This is a genomic window from Epibacterium sp. Ofav1-8 (assembly GCF_022348185.1).
Classification (GTDB): domain Bacteria; phylum Pseudomonadota; class Alphaproteobacteria; order Rhodobacterales; family Rhodobacteraceae; genus Epibacterium.
On record NZ_JAKRFD010000007.1, the window covers coordinates 219,632 to 240,739 of the forward strand.

Below are 21,108 nucleotides of genomic sequence, written 5' to 3' on the forward strand. Positions count from 1 at the left end.
CAGGGCGGGCGAACGAGCCCCTGAAGAGGTGCGCAGCGACCAGAAAAAACGCCCGGGACAATGCCCGGGCGTTTGTCATCACGTCGATGGTGGCTGGCTTAGCCGATGATGCCGTTCAGCGTTGCCGAGGGGCGCATCACTGCGGCCTTCTTGTCCACCGAGGGGTGGTAATAGCCGCCGATATCGGCCGGTTTGCCCTGCGCCGCGGCCAGTTCGGACAGGATCGCGGCCTCGCTGGCGACCAGCTGATCGGCGATCGGCTTGAAGTGTTCGGCCAGTTCCGCGTCTTCGGTCTGCGCCGCGAGCGCTTCGGCCCAGTAGCGGGCGAACCAGTAGTGGCTGTCGCGGTTGTCGGGCTGACCGACCTTGCGGTCCGGCGACTTGTTGTTGTCGAGGATGCCTTGGGTCGCGACCTCTGCTGCGGCCCCCAGAACGCCGGCCTTGTCGTTGCCCTTGACGTCCGCCAGGAACTTGAGGCTTTCACCCAGGGCACAGAATTCGCCCATCGAGTCCCAGCGCAGGTGGTTTTCTTCAACCAGCTGCTGCACGTGCTTGGGCGCGGAGCCACCGGCGCCGGTCTCAAACAGGCCGCCACCGTTCATCAGCTTCACGATCGACAGCATCTTGGCCGAGGTGCCCAGCTCCAGGATCGGGAACAGGTCGGTCAGGTAGTCGCGCAGCACGTTGCCGGTGATGGCGATGCTGTCCTTGCCTGCGGTGATGGTGTCCAGCGACTGACGGGTCGCTTCGCGCGGGGCGAGGATCTGGAACTTGTCCGCGACACCTGCGGCCTCCAGCGCGGGCGTCACGTATTTGATCAGCTCGGCGTCATGGGCGCGGTTGGCATCAAGCCAGAAGATCGCCTCCGACCCGGTCAGACGCTGACGGTCCAGCGCCAGCTGAATCCAGTTCTCGATCGGGGCTTTCTTCACGGTGCAGGCGCGCCAGATGTCGCCGGCCTCCACGTCATGGGAATGCAGCGTGTCGCCATTGGCCAGAACCACCCGGATCACCCCGTCTGCGGGCGCTTCGAATGTGGTCGGGTGGGAGCCGTATTCCTCAGCCTTTTGTGCCATCAGACCGACGTTGGCGACGGAACCCGCCTTGGTCACGTCCAGCGCGCCATTGGCTTTGAAGTAGTTGATGGTCTCGTCGTAGACGGTGGCATAGCAGTTGTCGGGAATGACGCAGTTCACGTCACCCTTGTTGCCCTGGGAATCCCAGCCCTTGCCGCCTGCACGGATCACAGCCGGCATGGAGGCGTCGATGATCACGTCGGACGGAACATGCAGGTTGGTGATGCCCTTGTCACTGTCGACCATGTACATTTCAGGACGCTCGGCGCGCACCGCTTCGACGGCTGCGAGGATCTCGGGCTTGTCCTTCACGCGCTCCAGGAGGTCGCCCATGCCGGAGTTTGCATTGACGCCCAGTGCCTTCAGCTCATCGCCGTATTTGTCGAACACCGGCTTCAGCCAGGCCTTCACCGCGTAACCAAAGATGATCGGGTCGGAGACCTTCATCATGGTGGCCTTCATGTGCAGCGAGAACATGGTGCCATCGGATTTGGTGTCTTCAATCGCGCCTTCGAGGAAGCTCGACAGCGCCTTGACGGACATGAAGGTCGCGTCGGCCACGGTGCCTTCGGCCAGCGGCCATGCGTCCTTCAGCACGGTGACAGAACCGTCCTTGGCGACAAATTCGATCTTTGCGTCGCCCGCCTGAGCGGCGGAGATGGTGGCGGATTCCTCGTTTGCATAGAAATCATTGCCCGGCATCGACGAGACTTTGGTTTTGCTGTCGGAAACCCATGCGCCCATCGAATGCGGGTTGTTCTGGGCGTAATTCTTCACCGCCTTGGCGGCGCGGCGGTCAGAGTTGCCTTCGCGCAGGACCGGGTTCACGGCAGAGCCCTTGATGCTGTCATACCGCGCCCGGATTTCCTTTTCCGCGTCGGTGGACGGCTCGTAGGGGTAGTCGGGCAGCTTGTAGCCCTGCGCCTGCAGTTCCTCGACCGCGGCCACCAGCTGCGGCACGGAGGCAGAGATGTTGGGCAGTTTGATGACATTGGCGTCGGGGGTCTTCACCAGCTCGCCCAGCGCGGCGAGGTCATCGCTCTGGCGCTGCTCTTCGGTCAGGTTCTCCGGGAAGGTCGCGATGATCCGCGCGGCCAGAGAAATATCCTTGGTGCCGACGCTGACACCAGCAGCATCCGCGAACTTGCGGATGATCGGCAGGAAGGAGGCCGAGGCCAGCTCCGGCGCTTCGTCTACGATGGTATACAAAATGTCCGGCGTTGAGTTTTCTGCCATGTTCCACAACCTTTCTACGAATACGGAAGTTGTTTTTGTCGTCTCTGCGGCGTGGCTGCCGCGTCACCTGGTGGCTGATCCGGAGCAACAGACGGTCTGCGCCTGGGTCCGGACATGCATCATGTCTACACGCCTCTCCTAGACCAGTGCATCGCGCAACGCAATTGGCTGGTTGCGCAAAGGCCGCTTTGTTGGCGCAAGTTTTCCGGTTTTGACTATCCATGCGCGGGTTTGCCTCGCCTTTTGCGCATCGGGACTATGCGGTCGCGTGCGTGCAGAGCACAACGGCGACGTGGTTAATCAGACCTGCGGCGTTATGGTAAACGCCTTGGCCCCGGTGCGGGCGTGGCCCGGGCGGGGGGGACCCGGGCTGCGCTCCCGGGGCCGCGCCGCCCGATAAATGAGAAGCAGAATTGCGCAAAGAGCGGTTTTGCGATAATATTCTTACATCTGAATGTGGGGGATCTGACAATGCGGGCCAGTTCAGGAGGGCATTTGGTTCTATATGCGCCCGTACCGGTGTTCCGGCAGGGGCCGGACCTCTATATCGAGCGTCAGGCCGTTAACGGTTTGCGGCTGTGGGCGCGGCATTTTGATCAGGTCACCGTGGTGATGCCGGAAAAGCCCGGGCCGCACCCCGAGGGCTGGATGCCGCTGGCCGAGGCCATGGCACCGCTGACGGGCGTTCGGCTGGAAACGGTGCCCTCGGCCTATAGCCCGCTGGAGTTCCTGCGCTGCTGGCCCCATCACCACCGGCGTTTGCGGGCCCTGATTGCGCAGGGGGATTACCTCAGTTTTGCCATCGGCGGCCTGTTTGGCGACTGGGGCGCGGTTTGCGCGATGGAGGCGTTGCGACTGGGCAAACGGTTTGCGATCTGGACCGACCGGGTCGAATCCGATGTGCTGCGCCAATCCCGCGAGTGGGGAAACTGGAAGCAGCAGCTGAAGTCCCGGCTTTACCGGCGGCCGATGGCCTGGCTGGAGCGCGCGCTGATTTCACGTGCGGACCTCGGCCTGTTTCACGGCCGCGAGACCTTTGACGCCTACGCGCGGTTCAGTCGGAACCCGCAATTGGTGCATGATATTCATATCTCCGATGCGGATCATATCACCCTGTCCCGCTTGCGGTACAAACGCGCCGTCGTGGCGCGGCGCCCCCTGCGCATCGTCTATGCCGGTCGCGCCGAGGGCATGAAAGGGCCGATGGACTGGCTGTCCGTGCTGGAACGGCTGGCGGTGCTGAATGTGCCCTTCGAGGCCGAATGGCTCGGGGATGGCAGCTGCCTTGCGGCGATGCGGGCGCGGGTTCTGCGCGCCGGGCTTCAGGATCGGGTGCGGTTGGCCGGATTTGTCGAAGACCACGCCGAGGTGCGGGCGCGCTTGCAGCATGCGGATCTGTTCCTGTTCTGTCACAAGACCGCGGAATCGCCACGCTGCCTGATTGAGGCGCTGACGGCGGGGACACCCATCATGGGCTATGACGGCGCTTATGCCCGGGATCTGATCTCGGCCCATGGGGGCGGGATTCTGGTGCCCCGGGGCGAGTCGCAGGCGCTGGCGCACAGCGTGGCGGCGCTGAATGCGGATCGCAGTGCGCTGGGCCATCTGATGACACGCGCACATGCGGATGCGGCGCCCTTTACCGATGAAAAGGTCTTTGCCCATCGCAGCGAGCTGATCCGCATCTATCTTGCGCCGCGCACGCCGGGCGCAGGGCCGCGGCGGGCCAAGCTACGGCCCGTGGCGGGTCACTGACAGCCCCGGCAGGCGGCGCGCGGACAGCGGTGCACGACCCGCGTGCCTATTCGCGCACTTCGTCAGGGGCCACGCCCCAGAGCTTGCTCTTCGGGGCCCAGCCGGAATGCCCACCGGCGGTGATTTCACACCAGTCGATCTCGCAGGCGCCAAGCTGGGCGACCACGCCCAGTTCAAAGGCCGCCATGACAGGCGCGTCCGGCGCGGGCTGGGCGCGCACCTGGAGCATGTCTTCCTCCACCAGCACGGTGCGAATGCCGGACAGCAGCGCATAATGCACCCAGCCGCCGGCGCCGTCGCGGTCGCGCACCCGGCGCCAATGGCCATATTCGGCGATGATCTCCAGCGGCATGCCACGGCGTTTGAACACCCAGTCGATCCGGTGGGTCAGGGACGGGCCGCGCCGCACGTTGCCCTCGGCCGCCTTCATGGAGACGAACCGCGGCAGCGGCAGATTGGTCACCGGACCGCGTTTCTGCGCGGTTGCGGCGGCCTGCGCGGCGACCTGCTCGGACGTCCCCAGCGAGAGCATCACCACCAGACACGCCGTCACGACCGCGCCAAGCAGCCTCTGCGCGGCCGTTCTGGTGCGCGGGCGTGGCCTGCGACCTTGTGATCCAAAGATGTTCTGCACGGCCTCGATGCCCATTCTTGTCCCGGGCGCCTTGTTTTTATGATCCTGACACCCGCTGATCCTGACCGCGTGCATAACGCAACGCAGGCTGGGGCGGAAGGGTGCTTGTGCCCGCAATTATCTTGCGACACGATGCCATGGAATGGATCGACTTGCATAGCCCGAGGGAGAAGGCACGTGCCCAGAGAACGCCTGAGTGTTGTTGTTACGCGACGGTTGCCAGAGCCGGTGGAAACCCGCCTGAGCGAATTGTTCGACGTGCGGTTGCGCACCGATGACACCCCGATGCGCCGCGAAGAGCTGGCCGCCGCCATGAAAGAGGCCGATGTGCTGGTGCCGACGGTCACCGACACGATTGATGCAAGCCTGCTGGGGCAGGCCGGAGAGCGGCTGCGGCTGATTGCGAACTATGGCGCCGGGGTCGACAACATCGACGTCGCCACCGCCCGCCAGCGCGGCATTCTGGTGTCCAACACCCCCGGCGTACTGACGGATGACACCGCCGATATGACCATGGCGCTGATCATGGCCGTGGTGCGCCGCATTCCCGAAGGTCTCGCCATCATGCAGCGCGGCGACTGGGAGGGCTGGTCCCCGACGGCCATGCTGGGGGGCCGTCTGGCGGGGCGTCGTCTTGGGATCCTTGGCATGGGGCGCATTGGTCAGGCGGTCGCCCGCCGCGCCCGCGCCTTCGGCATGCAGGTTCATTACAACAATCGCCGCCGCCTGCGCCCCGAAGTCGAAGAAGAGCTGGACGCCACCTGGTGGGAGAGCCTCGATCAGATGGTGGCGCGGATGGATGTGATCTCGATCCACTGCCCGTCGACGCCCTCGACCTTTCATCTGATGAACGCCCGTCGCCTGAAGCTGTTGAAACCGGATGCGGTGATCGTGAACACCTCCCGCGGTGAGGTGATCGACGAGAACGCCTTGACGCGCGGCCTGCGCGGTGGCGAGATCGCAGGCTGTGGCCTTGACGTCTATGAACACGGCACCACCATCAATCCGCGCCTGCGCGAGCTGCCCAATGTGGTGCTGCTGCCGCATATGGGGTCGGCGACGCTCGAGGGGCGGATCGAGATGGGCGAAAAGGTTCTGTTGAACATCAAGACATTTGAAGACGGGCACCGGCCACCGGATCAGGTGGTGCCCTCCATGTTGTAGGCGCCGTAGCCGGCCTTTTGCGGGCGGCGCGTTTTTGGGAGGACGATATGGAAAAGACATTTTTGACCGGGGCGCTGTTGGCGACCCTTGCAACACCTTTGATCGCCCAGCAGGCCGCGGATGCGGTTGCGCCTGAAACCGCAACCATCGGCCCCGGCGCGGCGGGCCTGGTGCTCTCTGATGCGGCATCTGCCGCGATGGCGTCCCGCAACGCGGGCGAGCCGGTGCTGGCGGATGACTGGATGGTCGCCGCTGCCAACCCGCTCGCGGTCGAGGCCGGTGCACGGGTGCTGCGCGACGGCGGCACGGCGGCAGATGCGATGGTTGCGGTGCAAACGGTTCTGGGGCTGGTGGAGCCGCAATCCTCCGGCCTCGGTGGCGGCGCGTTCCTTGTCTATTATGATGCCAAGACCGGCGCGCTCAGCACGCTGGACGGGCGCGAAACCGCACCGCTGGCGGCGACCCCGACCTTGTTTCAGGATCAAAACGGCGCGCCGCTGAAGTTCTTTGATGCGGTGGTTGGCGGTCGTTCCGTCGGCACGCCGGGCACACCGGCATTGATGGAGACCGCACATCGCAAATGGGGGGAATCCAACTGGGGTGGGTTGTTTACCGATGCGATCCGGCTGGCGGAAATGGGCTTTGCCGTGTCGCCAAGGATGGCGGAATCGATTGCAAACGATGCGGAGCGCCTGAGCCGGTTCCCCGAGACCGCAGCCTACTTCTTGCCCGAGGGTGCCCCGCTGGAGGCCGGACAGGTCATCACCAACCAGCCCTATGCCGATGTGCTGCGCCGCATCGCGATGGAGGGCACGGATGCGTTCTATACCGGCCCGGTAGCGGCGGACATCGTCCGCACGGTGCAAAGCGCCGCTGGCGATCCGGGCGTTCTGTCGGAGCTTGATCTGGCGCTCTATCAAGTGAAGGAGCGCCCGGCGGTCTGCGCCAGCTACCGCGCTTATGAAGCCTGCGGCATGGGGCCGCCATCCTCTGGCGCGCTCACCGTGGGGCAGATCCTTGGCATGCTTGAACCTTACGATCTGGCAGCGCTTGGGGCGGACAATCCGGTCAGCTGGCGCCTGATCGGCGATGCCTCGCGCCTCGCCTTCGCCGACCGGGGCCGCTACATGGCCGACAGTGATTTTGTGCCGATGCCCACCAAGGGTCTGGTGGATGCCGAGTATCTCGCAAAGCGCGCAAAGCTGCTGCAAGGCGACACGGCACTGGACAGCGTTGCCCCCGGTACGCCCACGTTTGACCACGCGCTGATCTGGGCCGATGACGAAAGCATCGAGTTCCCCTCGACCTCGCATATCTCCATCGTCGACCAATACGGCAACGTGCTGTCGATGACGACGACGATCGAGAACGGGTTTGGCTCGCGTCTGATGACCAACGGGTTCCTGTTGAATAACGAGCTGACCGATTTCTCCTTCCGCAGCCACAGCGATGGGGTGCCGATCGCGAACCGATTGGAGCCGGGCAAACGCCCTCGCTCCTCGATGGCGCCGACCATCGTGATGCAGGACGGCAAACCGGTTCTTGCGATCGGCTCTCCGGGCGGCAGCCGCATCATCGGTTATGTGGCCACGGCGATTGTGGGCTGGGCCGATTGGGGGCTCAACGTGCAGGAAGCACTATCGCTGCCACATGCGGTGAACCGCTTTGGCACCTATGATCTGGAGGCCGGCACAGAGGCCGAGACACTCGAGGCCGCGCTGACGGACATGGGGTTTGAGGTCAACATCCGCGACCTCAACTCCGGTCTGCATGCGATCGAGATCGGCGAGAGCCTCAAGGGCGGTGCAGATCCGCGCCGCGAAGGCATCGCGCTCGGCCGGTAGGCGGGCAGGGGCCTTGGCCCCTCCCGAACCGGGGCAATGCGTCATGGGCTTGAGCTGTGACGACCGGCGGCCTAGAGTGCGCCGACATGATCGTTAACAAGGCAAATGAAGCATCTGCCGTGTTGACCGTCCCGAGATTGTGAAAGGACACCACCATGGTTCAGGCCACCACCTTGCCCCGCAACGAAGGCGGGATCACAGCCGCGGTCGAGGCGCTGTCTGCGCAGTTTGGCGACCGGCTTCAGACCGGGCAGGCCCTGCGCGAACAGCACGGGCACACCACCACCTGGATCGAGAACCAGGCGCCGGACGCGGTTGTCTTCCCCACCTCGCGCGAGGAGGTCTCCGACATCGTGAAGGTCTGCGCGGAGTTTGGTGTTCCGGTCATTCCCTTTGGCACCGGCACGTCGCTGGAGGGGCACGTCAATGCGCCTGCCGGGGGGATTTGCGTTGATATGATGCGGATGGACAAGATCCTTGCCGTGCACCCGGAGGATCTGGATGTGGTGGTGCAGCCCGGCGTGACGCGTGAGCAGCTCAATACCTATCTGCGTGATCAGGGGCTGTTCTTTCCCATCGATCCCGGGGCCAATGCGTCGCTGGGCGGCATGGTGGCGACACGCGCCTCCGGCACCAATGCGGTGCGCTATGGCACCATGAAGGACAATGTTCTGAGCCTGGAGGCGGTGATGGCGGATGGCACCATCATCCGCACCGCATCGCGGGCGAAAAAATCCTCTGCGGGCTATGATATGACCCGCCTTCTGGTCGGCTCTGAGGGCACACTGGGGCTGATCACGGAAATCACCCTGCGCCTCCAGGGCATCCCCGAAGCGATCCGCTCGGCGCGCTGTTCGTTCCGGTCGGTGGATGAGGCCTGCCGCGCGGTGATGATGACCATCCAATACGGGATCCCCGTGGCCCGCATCGAACTGCTGGACGAGATGAGCGTGCGCGCCGCCAATCAGCACTCTGGCCTGAGCCTGCCCGAAGTGCCGTTGCTGCTGCTGGAGTTTCACGGTTCTGACACGGGTGTGGTGGAACAGGCCGATACCTTTGCCCAGATCGCCGAGGAATTTGGTGGTTTCGACATCGCCGCCACATCGACCGCCGAAGAGCGCAACAAGCTCTGGCAGGCGCGTCACGACATGTATTGGGCCTGCCTCGGGTTGCGCCCCGGCGCCAAGGGCATTTCGACCGATGTCTGCGTGCCGATCTCGCGGCTGGCGGAATGTGTCTCCACCGCGCGCGCCAAGGCCGAGGAGATGGGGTTGATGGCGCCGATGGTTGGCCATGTGGGCGACGGCAACTTCCACGCGCTCCTGCTGATCGACATGGAGAGCGCCGAGGAGCGCGCCAAGGCGGACGACTATGTTGGCTGGCTCAACGATCTGGCGATCTCGATGGAGGGCACCTGCACCGGCGAGCATGGCATCGGGCAGGGCAAGCGGCCCTATCTGCGCCGCGAACTGGGCGAGACAACCCGGTTTATGGCGGCGGTGAAGGCGGCGCTCGATCCCGACAATATCCTCAACCCCGGCAAGATCCTCTCTGACTGACTGGGGCAAACAGATCCCCGTCAAATTTCTGCCTCATCTCCCCGCTAGGTCTGGCACTGGGAAATTGGGTTTAAATGGGGCGGGGATCTTTGCATGTTTCTTGTCAGACGCGCCATCTGGCTGCTGCGCCTTTACACGAATGTTCTGCTCGTCGGGGTGATGATCATCGCCGTGGATGTCGACTTGCAAGCCAAGGCGGCGGGGCAGACGATCACCTCTTATGACCGCATGGCCTATATCGAGACGGTGCAGCGGCGGTTGCGCGGCGAGACACTGCGCGGAGCTGCAACACCGCTTGATGTGTCGATGATGGCCTATCGCGGTGTGTTGCAGGCGCGTCTGGCAATTCTCGGCCTTGACGCCCCGGGGGAGGATGTGGCGCTCTTGCCGACCTCTGTCCAGGAGCCGGGGCAGGCGGCGCACGCCGGCGAGTTTGATGCCGCATATGGCCAAACTCTGCCGGGGATGCGACATCCGGCGCGGCAGAGGACGCCCAGCGACCCTGCGTGCGGCGGGGCAATGTGCTGGACTGCTGAGCCGCATCCGCGCGGCGCGCAACAATATATCCCGGCGAAACCGGCCTCTCCGCCGTATCTATTTGAGGAAACCGCTGCGCGAAGTCGGTTTTGTCATTTTTTGCGTCGGACTGATTTCGCACCCTCGCTAAACTCTCCTCCATAACCGATTCAATCGTGAATCAGAGAACTCGGAGAGCGGGCTCATGAAAACCCAAGTCAAAGCACTTGTTGTCGGTGGTGGTGCCGTAGGCACCTCGATCGCATATCATCTGGCCAAAGCTGGCTGGGACGACGTCATGCTGATCGAGCGTGACGAGCTGACCTCCGGCTCCACCTGGCACGCGGCTGGCCTGCTGCCGTTGTTCAACATGTCCTATGCGACCACCCACATCCACAAATACTCGGTGGATTTCTACAAGACCCTTGAGGAAGAAACCGGCCTCAATGCGGGCTTCGCCGTGGTGGGCAACCTGCGCATGGCGCAGACCCAGGAACGCATGGACGAATACATGCTCTATGCCTCCACCGCGGAAACCTGTGATGTGGCCTATGAGTGGCTGACCCCGGAGCAGATCAAGGAGCGCTGGCCGCTGATCGAGACCGGCGACCTGAAGGGCGCGATTTATCACACCGAGGATGGCTATATTAACCCCGCCGACGTGACCCAGGCGATGGCCAAGGGCGCCCGTCAGCGCGGTGTGGAAATCGTGCGCAAGCTGCAGGCCGATGCCTTCCACTGGACCGGCACCCATTGGGAAGTCACCTGCACCAAGATGGTGGAGAAGGGCGGCAACCTCGTGGAGAGCGACGAGCAGGTCGTCATCACCGCCGAGCATGTTGTGACCGCCTCCGGGAACCACGCGCAGCGCACCGCCAAGATGCTGGGCATCAAGATGCCCGCGATCCCGGTGGAGCACACCTTCATCGTCATGGATAAAGACCCCGAGCTGGTCAAATGGCGCGAGGCCGGCAACCCGGAGCACCCCGTTATTCGCGATGCCGACAATGAATCCTATGCCCGCGAGGAACGCGGCGGCTGGATCCTCGGCATCTATGAACACGGCGCACCGGCGCGGTTCGAGCACGGCGTGCCGGACAGCTTCCGCGCGGACCTGTTCCCGCTCGATCTGGACCGGATCGCGGATCAGTACATGGCGATGGCCGAGCGTGTGCCCTCCTGTGCCGAATCCGGCCTCAAGGACGATTTCAACGGCCCGATCTGCTACACCCCCGATGGCAACCCGCTGGTGGGTCCTGCGCCGGGCCTGCGCAACATGTGGCTGGCGGAAGGCTTCTCCTTCGGCATCACCGCGGCCGGCGGCACCGGCTATTATCTGGCGCAGATGATGGTGGACGGCGAGGCCGAGATCGACATGGCGTCGCTCGACCCCAAACGCTACTCCTCCAACTGGCTGACCACCGAATTCGCAGCCCGCAAGAACGAAGAGTGCTACGAGCACGTCTACATCCTGCACCACCCGGACGAAGAGCGCCCCGCCGCGCGCCCGCTGCGCACCGCGCCCGCGTTCGACCGTCAAAAGGCCCGCGGCGCTCAGTTCGGCTGGGTCAACGGCTGGGAACGTCCGAACTATTTCGGCCCCGTGGATGCGCCGGAAAACTTTGACCACGACGCCCGGTCCTTCCGTCGCGGCGGCTGGTGGCAACATGCCGTGGACGAGGCCAAGGCGATCCGCGAGGGCGTGGGCCTGATCGACGCCACCGCCTTTACCAAGCATATCGTCAAGGGACCCGGCGCGACGGCCTTCCTCGACTGGTTCACCTGTAACAAGCTGCCCAAGGTGGGTCGCATCAACCTGACCTATGCGCTGACCGTGGCGGGCACCACCCGCACCGAGTACACCATCGTCCGGCTCAAGGATGACGAGTACTATCTGGTCTCCGCCGGTGCCTGGACCGAGTACGATGCCGACTATCTGAAGAAGGCGATCGAGGACAAGGAAGCCGAATTCGGCCGCATCGAGCTGCAGGATGTGACCACCCAGTGGGGCGTCTTTGCCATTGCCGGTCCGAAATCCCGCGATGTCCTGAAAGAGGTGATCGTCGATGCCGACCCGGAAACGGCGCTGTCCAACAAGCGCTTCCCCTGGCTGTCGGCCCGTCAGATCGAACTGGGCATGTGCCCGGTCAATGCGATCCGTGTGGCCTATACCGGTGAGCTGGGCTGGGAACTTCATCACCCGATGGAGATGCAGAACTACCTGTTCGACCTCCTGGAAAAGGCGGGCGAGAAACACGGGATGAAGCTGGTCGGCGCACGGGCGCAGAACTGGCTGCGTCAGGAGAAATCCTACCGTGCCTTTGGCAATGAACTGGGCCGCGACGCGACCCCGCTCGAAGCCGACCTGCCTCGCTTTGTCGATCTGTCCAAGGACTTCTTCGGCAAGGACAAGCTGGAAGAGACCGGCGTGCGCGTCAAATGCTGCACCCTGCTGATCGACGGGCCAAGCGATGCCGATCCCTGGGGACACGAGGCGGTTTATGCCGAGGATGGCACCCGCGTTGGCCGTCTGACCTCCGGCGGCTACTCGGTGGCCTTCGAGAAATCCATCGGCATGGGCTATGTGAAGCCCGAGTATGCGGTCGAAGGCACCAAGCTGCAGGTCAAAATGCAGGACAAGCTCTGGGATGCGGTTGTCACCTGCGACAGCCCCTATGACCCGAAAAACGAAACCATCCGCAAGGACGGCTGATCCGACATCGCCCCGCAGCCCTGCTGGACAGGGCTGTCAGGCGCATGCAACACACGCGCGCCCCGGCACCGCCGGGGCGCGTTTTTTCTTGGCCACTCGGGTATGGTCCGGGATATTGTACGCATCTGTACACCGCTGCGGAATCGCGGCGTCAGAGGTAGCCGGGACAGTGATAGTGAGTAACCTACTTTCCGTGTTTGGGGCGATCCCGCCGCAGAGGCTGGACCTTTTCACCCGCGTGTTCTGCATCGTGCTGTTTCTTGGCCTGGCGGTCAAAAGCGTGCTGATGAACCATCTGCCGCTGGCCGTGATCCTGGTGTGCCTGGCTGGCATTATCCTCGTCAATCTGACCGCCTTGCAGCTGGGGCGCAGACCACCGGTGCCATTGTCGGTCCTGGTTGTGGTGCTGACAGCGACGATCCTGATGACCACGCATTACGTCGGCATCGCCGGTGCGATCTGGATGTTTCCGACCCTGATCGGACTGCGGTTCGCGGGGCGGTCGTCGCAACATCTGCCGGCGCGACTGGCATTGATCGTGCTGGTGCCCGTCCTCATCTTCCTGCAAGGGGATGCGCCCAATGCGGCGCGGTTGTTTGCAGCCGCCCTGATTGCCTCCGCCTACCTGTGGCTGGCCGAGGGCGAAATCCTGTCGTTGCGGGCCAAACTGGACCTGGATGAGGGGCGCGATCCGCTCACCCGGGCCTACGGGCGCGCGCGACTGGAGCGAGACCGGGCCTTGATCCCGGCGATCGCGCCGGTGGGGCTGGTGCTGCTGCGCCTGGACGGGGTTCTGGAGCTGCGCGCGCGCCAGCAGGGAGACCGAGTGGACCAGGTGCTGGCCCGCGTTGTCCGGGAGGTCGAACCGATGCTCAACACGCGCGAACGCCTGTATCGGCTGGGCGGCGGCGATTTCCTGGTGGCACTGGCGGGCTGGCGGTCGTTTGAAAGCTACGAACTGGGGCAGCAGCTCTGCAAGAGCCTGCAACCGCTGTTGCCCAAGGGGGTTATCCTGCGCTGCGGCGTGTCCGAAGTCTACGAGCCCGCAGCGCTGGAGGCGGCGCTGGAGATCGCCCGCGCGCAGGTCGAAGAGGCCTCCGCCCGCGGCGCTCCGCCGTCTCCGGCCCCGGCGCACTGACAGTGGCCACGCCGGTTGTCCGTGCGGGCCCCGGCTTGGTGGCCTGTCAGCGCGTCAGGTCCTCGCGACTGATGATGCCGTCGCCATCGCGGTCGAGGCTGCGGGCAAAGCGGGCGGAGCTGCGATAGTATTCCTGTCGCGAGATGTAGCCATCCGCATCGCTGTCGGAAAAGGTGAAGGCATCAATCCGTCCCGGGCTGGCGTTCTTGGCGGTATAGGCCTGACCAAGGCTGGCATAGCGGTCGCGGGCCTCCAGCAGCAGATGGTCAAACTCCTCCGCGCTGAGCTGGCCATCCCCGTCCAGATCGACGTTGGGAAATTGCAGATTGCGCGAGGCGATGGCTTCCTCCACCGTGACCACCCCGTCGCCATCAAAATCAAGACTGTGCAGGAAGCTGGACTGCGCCTGGGCGGCGGCGCTGGTCAGCAGGAGGGCTGTCAGCATCGGCACCAAGCCATGGACAGTCTTTTTGCGGGGAGGAACGGCGGCGCCGGGGCGTGAAAACTGCACCATGGACAAGGACTCTGCTTCTTTTTTGTACAGCAGAAATAGGCGCGCCGATGCCGGGTTTTGAGGGGCGACTGTTACAAAAACGTCAAGTTTCTGCACATCTTATGTGCGGGACAGGATCAAGCAGAGGTTGTTGGCGGGCATCTCCACCGGTGCGGCGAGGGTCAGGCCCGTCTCTGCGGCCCATTTCGCAACCTGTGCGACGTCTTTGTAGCCGATGTCCGGGTCATGGGCGGTAAGTGCTGCGTGAAAACTGCGGTCTCCCTCGCTGACCAGCTGCCCGTCGCGGGCGAAGGGGCCGTAGATCACCATGCGACCGGTGCGCGACAGTGCCATCGCCGCCTCGGTCAGCACCGTGCGGACCTCATCCGCGCTGATCAGGTGCAGGAGGTTGGCCAGCACGATCAGATCGAAGGGGCCGATCAAGGCCCCCCAGCCGGGTGAGGTGGCATCCAGTGCGGCGGCGGTTGCCACATTCGTCAGCCCGGCCTCTGCTACATGGGCGTCAATGCTGGCGCGCCGACCGGGATCTATATCGCTGGGCTGCCAGTCAAGGCCGGGCAGGGCGCGGGCATAGCCCACCACATGCTGGCCGGTGCCGCTGGCAATTTCCAAGGCGCGGCCCCGGGCGGGGGCCTGCTTCTCCACCACCTCCAGCAGCGGAGCAAGATTGCGGGCAGCAGCGGGGGCAAAGAGCTTGCCGCCGTCGGTTGCCTCGGCCACCGAGGCCTGCCCGGGCACGGACCGAAACGGCATCAGGCGAACCTTTCCGGGCTAAGCGCGGCGATCAGGTCGCGGTCGATTTCCGGGTCACGGCCCGCCACCAGATCGCGCAGCAGTCGGGCCGAGGCCGGGGCGCTCTGGAACCCGTAGCCACCCTGGCCGGCATACCACCAGAAGCCAGGCTGCCGCGGATCTTGGCCAAAGACCGGCACCCCGTCGGGGGCGAAGCTGCGCAGCCCGGCCCAGCTGGCCTCGAGCCGGGTGACCGGGGTGGTGACCATTTCCTCGTAGCGGGCCAGCCCCTCGGCCAGCACCATGTCATCCGCCCAGGCATCCTGTGGCGGCACCGGATCGGCGTCGGCGGGGGAGACCAGCAGCTTGCCGGCCTGGGGCTTGGCATACCAGGCTTCGTGCACGCCCATCAGCATCGGCCAACCGCTGACATCATGTCCGCCGGGCGCGGGCAGCTGCGCCATCGAGCGGCGTCTGGGCTGGATACCCACGGGCCGGACCCCGGCCATCTCGGCGATCACATCGGCCCAGGCCCCGGCGGCATTGACGATCTGCCGTGCCTCAAAGCTGTCGCTGCGGGTTTCCACCAACCAGCCCGCGCCGTGCCGGGTGATCGCGGTGACCTCCTGCCGGGTGCGGGTGTCGCCACCGCGTTGGCGCAAGAGCTTGGTCCAGTCTCCCATCAGCCGATCGGTGTCGATGTCGGTGGCGGTGGCATGGGCGGCGGCAAAGGCCACCTTGTCCGGGTTCAGGATCGGAACACGGGCCAGGGCCTCCGCCGCCGGTATTTCGGACAGATCCAGCTCGGCCAGGTCCGCCTCAAATCCGGCGCGCTGATCTTCGCGGGCCACCAGCATCAACCCGCGCGGGCTGAGGTAGCTGTCGCGCCCGTCGCCCGGGGTTTCGAAAAACGCGCGGCTGGCCTGCGACAGCGCCTTGATCGGGGCGGGGCCGTAGTCCTCTTCGAACATCGCGGCGGAGCGGCCCGAGGCATGAAAGCCCAGCACATCCTCGCGCTCCAGCAAGAGGGTGCTGCCCAGTTCCGCCAGATGCGCCGCCGCAGCAATCCCGGCCACGCCGCCGCCGATGACAAGAAAGTCGATCATGCTTCCTCCAACCGGTCTGTTGCGGGCGCGGGGCGTGGGCTGAGGGCCGAGAGGCGATCATAGAGTTCCGGCGACATGTCGAATTGGGTTGCCGCCAGCGACGGGGCGAGCTGTTCGGCAGAGCGCGCCGACAGGATGGGTGTCGGGTGCGCGGGATGCGCGGCGGCCCAGGCCACGGCCAGGGTTGCGGGATCAGTGCCCAGCTCTGCGGCGGTGTCCAGCAACTCGCGCGCGGTCTGATGCATCCAGTCCTGCCCGTAGCGCGCGGCATAGCGGGCGTCCTCGCTCAGCCGACCGGAGCCACCCCGGGCGTATTTCCCGGTCAGCAGCCCGCCACCCAGCGGCGAGTAGGGCACGGGCAGAATGTTCTGATCCATGCACATCGGCAGCAGTTCCACCTCCGCCTGACGTTTGACCAGCGAATACATCGGTTGCAGCACGTCGATTTGCAGGCCAAGGCGCGCCGCCAGCGCCACGGCCTTCATCACCTGCCAGGCGGCAAAGTTGGACAGGCCCACGTGCCGGATCAATCCGCGCTGTTTCAGCTCGGCAAAACAGGTCAGCGTGTCCTCCAGCGGCGTTTCCGGGTCAAAGCGGTGCAGATACAGCAGGTCCACGCTATCAAGACCGAGCCGCTGGCGGCAGGTGTCGAATTGCGCCCGCATATTGGCCGCGCTGGCCCCACCGGTGTAGCCGACCTTGGTTGCGATATAGAGGTGTTCGCGCTCGGGCGCGATCAGCGTGCCGAGCAGCTCTTCGCTGGCGCCCTCGGTATAGACCCAGGCGGTATCAAAATGGCGCAGCCCCGCGGCCCGGCAGGCGGTGAACATCTCTGTCGAGGCCCTTGCATCGGCACGTCCTCCGAACTGCATGCAACCAAAGGAAAAACGGCCAATGTCCTGACCTGAAATGGTGGTGAGCGGGGGGCGGCTGATCTGTGTCATGTGGCAAAGACTGACATGCGCGGACAGCAAGGGCAACGCCGAGATACAGGTGAGATTCAGGCGAGATTGAGGGGGGCAGGGCCCCGGCGCGCGGTCACGATATGTCAGCAGCAACGTGAATGGATGTTTCAGGGCAATGCGGCTACATGACACCCATGTTTGATGCCAAGATACGCCCGCTCATTGATCCGATGCTGAACACCCAGGGTGCACGCCTGGCGGCGCGTGGTGTGACCGCCAACCAGATCACCCTGCTGGGGCTGGCGCTGGGGCTGCTGTCGGCGCTGCTGATCGCCTGCGGCGCAACCGGCTGGGCGCTGCTGCCGCTGCTGGCGTCGCGGCTGGCCGACGGTCTGGATGGCGCGGTCGCGCGGGCTGGGAAACCCAGCGATTTCGGCGGCTATCTCGATATCGTCTGTGATTTCACGTTCTACGGTGCGGTGCCGCTTGCCTTTGTCGCCCTGGCACCTGACGTCAACGGTCTGGCGGGGGCCGTGCTCATCTGCAGTTTCTATGTGAACGGTGCGAGTTTCCTCGGCTATGCGGTGCTGGCGGAAAAACGCGAGATGCACACCGAGGCGCGCGGGATAAAGACGCTGTATTTCACCGGCGGGTTGCTCGAAGGCGCTGAAACGATCGGGTTCTTTGTGCTTCTGTGCTGCCTGCCGGGGGCGTTTGTCCCGCTGGCCTATGTCTTTGCGGTGCTGTGCTTTGTCACCGCGGTGTCGCGGGTTGCCCTGGCCGCCCGGGTGTTCCGGGACTGAAACGCCGCACCGGCGGCGCAACGGGGCGTTTCCCGAACGGTTCCGGCAAATGAAACGCCCCGCAAGACATCCTTGCGGGGCGTGATAATGCTGACAATCCCCCGAGGGGGGGGGATGGGATCAGGCGGCTTCGGTGACCTTGGTTTTCAGGTACTTCAGCAGGTTCTCGGGGGAGGACTCGCCATAGGGGTCCTCGGCGTGGTTGTCGTCACGGCCCGGCTCTTCGAAGTAGGCTTCGACCACGCCGTCGTTGACGATCGCCGCGTAGCGCCAGGAGCGCATGCCAAAGCCGAGGTTGTCCTTGGCCACCAGCATGCCGACCTTGCGGGTGAACTCGCCGGACCCATCGGGGATCACTTTGACGTTCTTGATGCCCTGGGCTTCGGCCCATTTGTTCATCACGAAGCTGTCGTTGACGGACATGCAGTAGATGTCATCGATGCCCTCGGCCTGGAAATCGGCAAAACCGTCTTCGAAACCGGGCAGCTGGTAGGTGGAGCAGGTGGGGGTGAAGGCCCCCGGCAGCGAGAACAGGATCACGCGCTTGCCCGCGAAGTAATCCGCAGTGGTCATGTCCTGCCAGCGGAACGGGTTGGGGCCCTCGATGCTGTCGTCGCGTACACGGGTGCGGAAGGTCACCTGGGGAAGTTTTTGTCCAGCAAACATGGGAGATCCTTGAAACTGTGTGGATTGCGGCCCGTGTCTTACCCGATCTGGGCGAGGGTTCAAGGGGGCAGGGCAGAAGTTCACGGAAGTGATTCAATCCCCAATGCCGCGACGCCGCATTTGCTGCTTTTGTGACCGTTTTACGGTCGCTGTGCTGTCGATTTGCCGCAGCGGTCAGCTGAGCAGGGTCAGCCACAGCAGCACTGTCACCACGCAGGAGGCGGTGGCGATCAGCACCGAGGATGCTGCGACTCGTTTGGCGCGACCGTACATATTGGCAAAGATGTAGCCGTTGATCCCCGGCGCCATGGCCGCGTTCAACACGCCGGAGCGGAACAGGTCCTGGCGCACATCCAGCGCCGAGCCGAGGCCAAAGACGATCGCCGGGTGCAGCAGCAGTGAAATGCCGCAGACCATGGCGATGGTGCGCAGATCGCCTTCGGGGCGGTATTGCACCATGATGCCGCCAAGCGCAAACAGCGCCGTGGGCAGGCCGGCAGAGGCCACCAATGCCAGCGCATCGTCCACCGGCTCCCACAGGGTGATGCCGGCCAGATTGAACGCAAATCCGGCGAGGATCGCGAGGATCAGGTTGTTGTGGAAGATCGCATTGAGCACCGAGGTGACGGTGCGCACACCGCCCTGGCCGCGATTTCGGATGATCTCCATCGCGGTGATGCCCAGCGCATAGCAAAACGGCGAGTGGAAGGCGATGATGGCGTAATTGCCGACCAGCGCATCCGGACCAAAGGCGCGTTCGGTGATCGGCAGCCCCAGCAGAACCGAGTTGGAGAACAGGCAGCAGAAGCCGATGGCGACGCAGTCCTCCCATTCACGTTTGAAGAGGACGCGCGCGCCCAGGAGACCGGCAAAGAAACAGGTGCCCGCCCCGGTGTAGAACGACACCAGCAGGCGTGGGTCAAAGCCGGACCCGAGGTCGATGCCCGCCATGGCGCGAAACAGCAGAAAGGGAATGGCGACCCCTTGGGCGAATTTCATCAGCCCGTCGATCTGGGATTGCTGGAACACGCCGCGCAGGGTGAGCCCGTAGCCGACCCCGACAACGACAAAGACCGGCAGGACGACATTGATGAGGTTGAAAATCATTGTGGGTCGTCCTGGCGCGAGGTCTGAAGGCGTTTAGATCAATAATCCGAATGAATGACCATGCCGTCGAAAGCGGGGGTGATATGGTCCGGCGTTTCGGCCTCGACGGTGTCATAGTCCATGTCGATATGCATATTGGTCAGCACCGCGCGGGCGGGCTGCATGCGGTCGATCCAGGCCAGCGCGTCCTGATAGGAGAAATGCGTTGGATGCGGGCTGCGGCGCAGCGCATCCAGAACCCAGCAATCGAGCCCTTCGAGCAGTGGCACCACGGGTTCGGGGATACGGGCGACATCCGGCAGATAGGCCAGATCGCCGATACGGAACCCAAGCGCGTCGATGCCGCCGTGATTGACCAGAAACGGCAGGAACGGGATCGGCCCCCCGGCACCGGAGATTTCAAACGCGCCGTCGATGTCGCGCATCTCCAGGATCGGCGGGTAGCTCGACCCGTCGGGCTGGATGAAGGCATAGCCGAACCGGTCCATCAGATCCGTCCGGGTGGGTGCATCGGCATAGACCGGGATGCGCTCGCGCATGTTGAAGACGATCATGCGCAGATCATCGAGCCCATGCACATGATCCGCATGGGCATGGGTATAGACCACCGCATCCAGACGCCCGACGCCCGCATCGAGGAGCTGGCCGCGCATGTCCGGGCTGGTGTCGATCAGCACCGTGGTTGTGCCGTCCGGCCCGTCACGCTCCACCAGCATGGAGCAACGGCGGCGGGTGTTCTTGGGGTTGTCGGGGTCGCAGTCGCCCCAGTGGCCGCCCAGACGCGGCACGCCACCGGAAGACCCGCAGCCGAGGATCGTGAAGCGCAGTTCCGGCATCAGGCGGCGGCCTCATAGGCAGCGGCTTTCCAGAACAGGCGGTCGAAATTCTCCTGCGTGCGGGCGGCGAAGTCGCCGTAGTCGAGGCCAAAGACCTCGGCGCCGACCTTGGCGGTATGGGCGGTATAGGCGGGCTCGTTGCGCTTGCCGCGATAGGGCGGCGGCGCAAGGTAGGGGCTGTCGGTTTCCACCAGGATGCGGTCGACTGGGGCCGCGGCGAAGATGTCGCGCAGCTCCTGGCTCTTGGGGAAGGCGGCAATGCCGGACATCGAAAGGTAGAACCCCAGATCCAGCGCCGCACGGCCCAGCTCGGCAGAGGAGGAGAAGCAATGCATCACGCAGGAAAACGCTTTCTGCGCATGGGTCTCGCGCAGGATACGCGCCATGTCGTCATCGGCGGCGCGGGCGTGGATGATCAGCGGCAGGCCGGTCTCCTGCGCGGCCTCGATGTGAATGCGCAGGCTCTGTATTTGCACCTCGGCGCTGTCGCCGGTGTAGTGATAGTCCAGACCGGTCTCGCCGATGCCGACGAACTTGGGGTGCTGCGCCAGGGACACCAGTTCCTCCACCGTGGCCAATGGTTCTTCGGCGGCGCTCATCGGGTGGGTGCCGGCGGCATAGAACACCGGCGCATGTGCCTCGGCCAGAGCGCGCACGGCGGGTTCGTTCTTCAGCCGGGTGCAGATGGTCACCATCCGGGTCACGCCGGCCTCTGCCGCGCGGGCGAGGACCTCGGGCAATTCGCCGTCGAAATCCGGGAAATCGAGGTGGCAGTGGCTGTCGGTGATCTGCGGGGTCGTCATG

Annotated in this window: 18 protein-coding genes; 8 read left to right on the plus strand and 10 right to left on the minus strand. The window is 64.4% G+C overall.

The window, feature by feature from the left end:
• Window positions 1–98: 98 nt before the first annotated feature.
• Window positions 99–2,312 carry an NADP-dependent isocitrate dehydrogenase gene (locus MHM97_RS13370; protein ID WP_239322852.1) on the minus strand — a complete coding sequence of 738 codons (2,214 nt, stop codon included), beginning with the start codon at window positions 2,310–2,312 and terminating at the stop codon, window positions 99–101.
• 495 nt (window positions 2,313–2,807) lie between these two features.
• Here MHM97_RS13370 and MHM97_RS13375 point away from each other — a divergent pair, with 495 nt between their 5' ends.
• The gene (locus MHM97_RS13375) at window positions 2,808–4,067 is read left to right on the plus strand and encodes a glycosyltransferase (RefSeq protein WP_239322853.1); all 1,260 of its coding nucleotides are present in this window, start codon (window positions 2,808–2,810) and stop codon (window positions 4,065–4,067) included.
• A 46-nt stretch (window positions 4,068–4,113) separates the two neighbouring features.
• Here the strand turns inward: MHM97_RS13375 and MHM97_RS13380 are convergent, their stop codons facing one another.
• Window positions 4,114–4,599: an SH3 domain-containing protein gene (locus tag MHM97_RS13380; protein WP_239322889.1), complete on the minus strand. Its 486-nt coding sequence runs from the start codon at window positions 4,597–4,599 to the stop codon at window positions 4,114–4,116.
• 279 nt (window positions 4,600–4,878) lie between these two features.
• On the opposite strand from MHM97_RS13380, the gene MHM97_RS13385 reads away from it, so the two are divergent.
• The 6 genes from MHM97_RS13385 (at window position 4,879) to MHM97_RS13410 (ending at window position 13,635) form a co-directional block, all read left to right on the plus strand.
• The gene (locus MHM97_RS13385) at window positions 4,879–5,865 is read left to right on the plus strand and encodes a 2-hydroxyacid dehydrogenase (protein ID WP_239322854.1); all 987 of its coding nucleotides are present in this window, start codon (window positions 4,879–4,881) and stop codon (window positions 5,863–5,865) included.
• Between the two features lie 47 nt (window positions 5,866–5,912).
• Window positions 5,913–7,709 (plus strand): gamma-glutamyltransferase, encoded by a 1,797-nt coding sequence (ggt, locus tag MHM97_RS13390; RefSeq protein ID WP_239322855.1) that lies wholly within the window; start codon window positions 5,913–5,915, stop codon window positions 7,707–7,709.
• Between the two features lie 155 nt (window positions 7,710–7,864).
• Window positions 7,865–9,268, plus strand: a complete 1,404-nt coding sequence (locus MHM97_RS13395; protein WP_239322856.1) for an FAD-binding oxidoreductase — start codon at window positions 7,865–7,867, stop codon at window positions 9,266–9,268.
• 93 nt (window positions 9,269–9,361) lie between these two features.
• Window positions 9,362–9,949, plus strand: coding sequence for a hypothetical protein (locus MHM97_RS13400; protein ID WP_239322857.1), 588 nt, complete (start codon window positions 9,362–9,364; stop codon window positions 9,947–9,949).
• Between the two features lie 40 nt (window positions 9,950–9,989).
• On the plus strand, window positions 9,990–12,497 hold the full coding sequence (locus tag MHM97_RS13405) for a GcvT family protein (protein ID WP_239322858.1): 2,508 nt from the start codon (window positions 9,990–9,992) through the stop codon (window positions 12,495–12,497).
• Between the two features lie 175 nt (window positions 12,498–12,672).
• Entirely contained in the window at window positions 12,673–13,635 is a 963-nt protein-coding gene (locus tag MHM97_RS13410; RefSeq protein WP_239322859.1) for a GGDEF domain-containing protein, read from the plus strand.
• Between the two features lie 46 nt (window positions 13,636–13,681).
• Here the strand turns inward: MHM97_RS13410 and MHM97_RS13415 are convergent, their stop codons facing one another.
• The 4 genes from MHM97_RS13415 to MHM97_RS13430 all read right to left on the minus strand — a co-directional run bounded on the left by MHM97_RS13415 (window position 13,682) and on the right by MHM97_RS13430 (window position 16,931).
• A complete protein-coding gene (locus tag MHM97_RS13415) occupies window positions 13,682–14,080 on the minus strand; it encodes a calcium sensor EFh (RefSeq protein ID WP_239322860.1) in 399 nt (132 codons plus the stop codon).
• A gap of 168 nt (window positions 14,081–14,248) precedes the next feature.
• Window positions 14,249–14,902, minus strand: a complete 654-nt coding sequence (locus MHM97_RS13420) for a DUF938 domain-containing protein (protein WP_239322861.1) — start codon at window positions 14,900–14,902, stop codon at window positions 14,249–14,251.
• Complete coding sequence (locus MHM97_RS13425; protein WP_239322862.1) at window positions 14,902–15,987, minus strand: NAD(P)/FAD-dependent oxidoreductase; 1,086 nt, start codon at window positions 15,985–15,987, stop codon at window positions 14,902–14,904. Before MHM97_RS13425 ends, MHM97_RS13420 begins: the two co-directional genes overlap by 1 nt.
• Window positions 15,984–16,931 carry an aldo/keto reductase gene (locus tag MHM97_RS13430; protein ID WP_239322863.1) on the minus strand — a complete coding sequence of 316 codons (948 nt, stop codon included), beginning with the start codon at window positions 16,929–16,931 and terminating at the stop codon, window positions 15,984–15,986. The genes MHM97_RS13425 and MHM97_RS13430 overlap by 4 nt, the downstream gene beginning before the upstream one ends.
• Window positions 16,932–17,086: 155 nt before the next feature.
• On the opposite strand from MHM97_RS13430, the gene MHM97_RS13435 reads away from it, so the two are divergent.
• On the plus strand, window positions 17,087–17,695 hold the full coding sequence (locus MHM97_RS13435) for a CDP-alcohol phosphatidyltransferase family protein (RefSeq protein ID WP_239322890.1): 609 nt from the start codon (window positions 17,087–17,089) through the stop codon (window positions 17,693–17,695).
• Between the two features lie 120 nt (window positions 17,696–17,815).
• Here the strand turns inward: MHM97_RS13435 and MHM97_RS13440 are convergent, their stop codons facing one another.
• The 4 genes from MHM97_RS13440 to MHM97_RS13455 form a co-directional block, all read right to left on the minus strand.
• Complete coding sequence (locus MHM97_RS13440) at window positions 17,816–18,361, minus strand: peroxiredoxin (protein ID WP_239322864.1); 546 nt, start codon at window positions 18,359–18,361, stop codon at window positions 17,816–17,818.
• A 174-nt stretch (window positions 18,362–18,535) separates the two neighbouring features.
• Window positions 18,536–19,468 carry an AEC family transporter gene (locus MHM97_RS13445; protein WP_239322865.1) on the minus strand — a complete coding sequence of 311 codons (933 nt, stop codon included), beginning with the start codon at window positions 19,466–19,468 and terminating at the stop codon, window positions 18,536–18,538.
• Window positions 19,469–19,506: 38 nt separating this feature from the next.
• Complete coding sequence (locus MHM97_RS13450) at window positions 19,507–20,304, minus strand: MBL fold metallo-hydrolase (RefSeq protein ID WP_239322866.1); 798 nt, start codon at window positions 20,302–20,304, stop codon at window positions 19,507–19,509.
• Window positions 20,304–21,107, minus strand: coding sequence for a TatD family hydrolase (locus tag MHM97_RS13455; RefSeq protein WP_239322867.1), 804 nt, complete (start codon window positions 21,105–21,107; stop codon window positions 20,304–20,306). Before MHM97_RS13455 ends, MHM97_RS13450 begins: the two co-directional genes overlap by 1 nt.
• Window position 21,108 lies beyond the last annotated feature (1 nt).

Coding starts and splice junctions, on each gene's coding strand:
- MHM97_RS13370 (WP_239322852.1), bottom strand. CDS start 2,312: ATGGCAGAAAACTCAACGCCGGACATTTTGTATACCATCGTAGACGAA.
- MHM97_RS13380 (WP_239322889.1), bottom strand. CDS start 4,599: ATGCTCTCGCTGGGGACGTCCGAGCAGGTCGCCGCGCAGGCCGCCGCA.
- ggt (WP_239322855.1), top strand. CDS start 5,913: ATGGAAAAGACATTTTTGACCGGGGCGCTGTTGGCGACCCTTGCAACA.
- MHM97_RS13395 (WP_239322856.1), top strand. CDS start 7,865: ATGGTTCAGGCCACCACCTTGCCCCGCAACGAAGGCGGGATCACAGCC.
- MHM97_RS13400 (WP_239322857.1), top strand. CDS start 9,362: ATGTTTCTTGTCAGACGCGCCATCTGGCTGCTGCGCCTTTACACGAAT.
- MHM97_RS13405 (WP_239322858.1), top strand. CDS start 9,990: ATGAAAACCCAAGTCAAAGCACTTGTTGTCGGTGGTGGTGCCGTAGGC.
- MHM97_RS13415 (WP_239322860.1), bottom strand. CDS start 14,080: ATGCTGACAGCCCTCCTGCTGACCAGCGCCGCCGCCCAGGCGCAGTCC.
- MHM97_RS13420 (WP_239322861.1), bottom strand. CDS start 14,902: ATGCCGTTTCGGTCCGTGCCCGGGCAGGCCTCGGTGGCCGAGGCAACC.
- MHM97_RS13425 (WP_239322862.1), bottom strand. CDS start 15,987: ATGATCGACTTTCTTGTCATCGGCGGCGGCGTGGCCGGGATTGCTGCG.
- MHM97_RS13430 (WP_239322863.1), bottom strand. CDS start 16,931: ATGACACAGATCAGCCGCCCCCCGCTCACCACCATTTCAGGTCAGGAC.
- MHM97_RS13435 (WP_239322890.1), top strand. CDS start 17,087: ATGTTTGATGCCAAGATACGCCCGCTCATTGATCCGATGCTGAACACC.
- MHM97_RS13440 (WP_239322864.1), bottom strand. CDS start 18,361: ATGTTTGCTGGACAAAAACTTCCCCAGGTGACCTTCCGCACCCGTGTA.
- MHM97_RS13445 (WP_239322865.1), bottom strand. CDS start 19,468: ATGATTTTCAACCTCATCAATGTCGTCCTGCCGGTCTTTGTCGTTGTC.
- MHM97_RS13450 (WP_239322866.1), bottom strand. CDS start 20,304: ATGCCGGAACTGCGCTTCACGATCCTCGGCTGCGGGTCTTCCGGTGGC.
- MHM97_RS13455 (WP_239322867.1), bottom strand. CDS start 21,107: ATGACGACCCCGCAGATCACCGACAGCCACTGCCACCTCGATTTCCCG.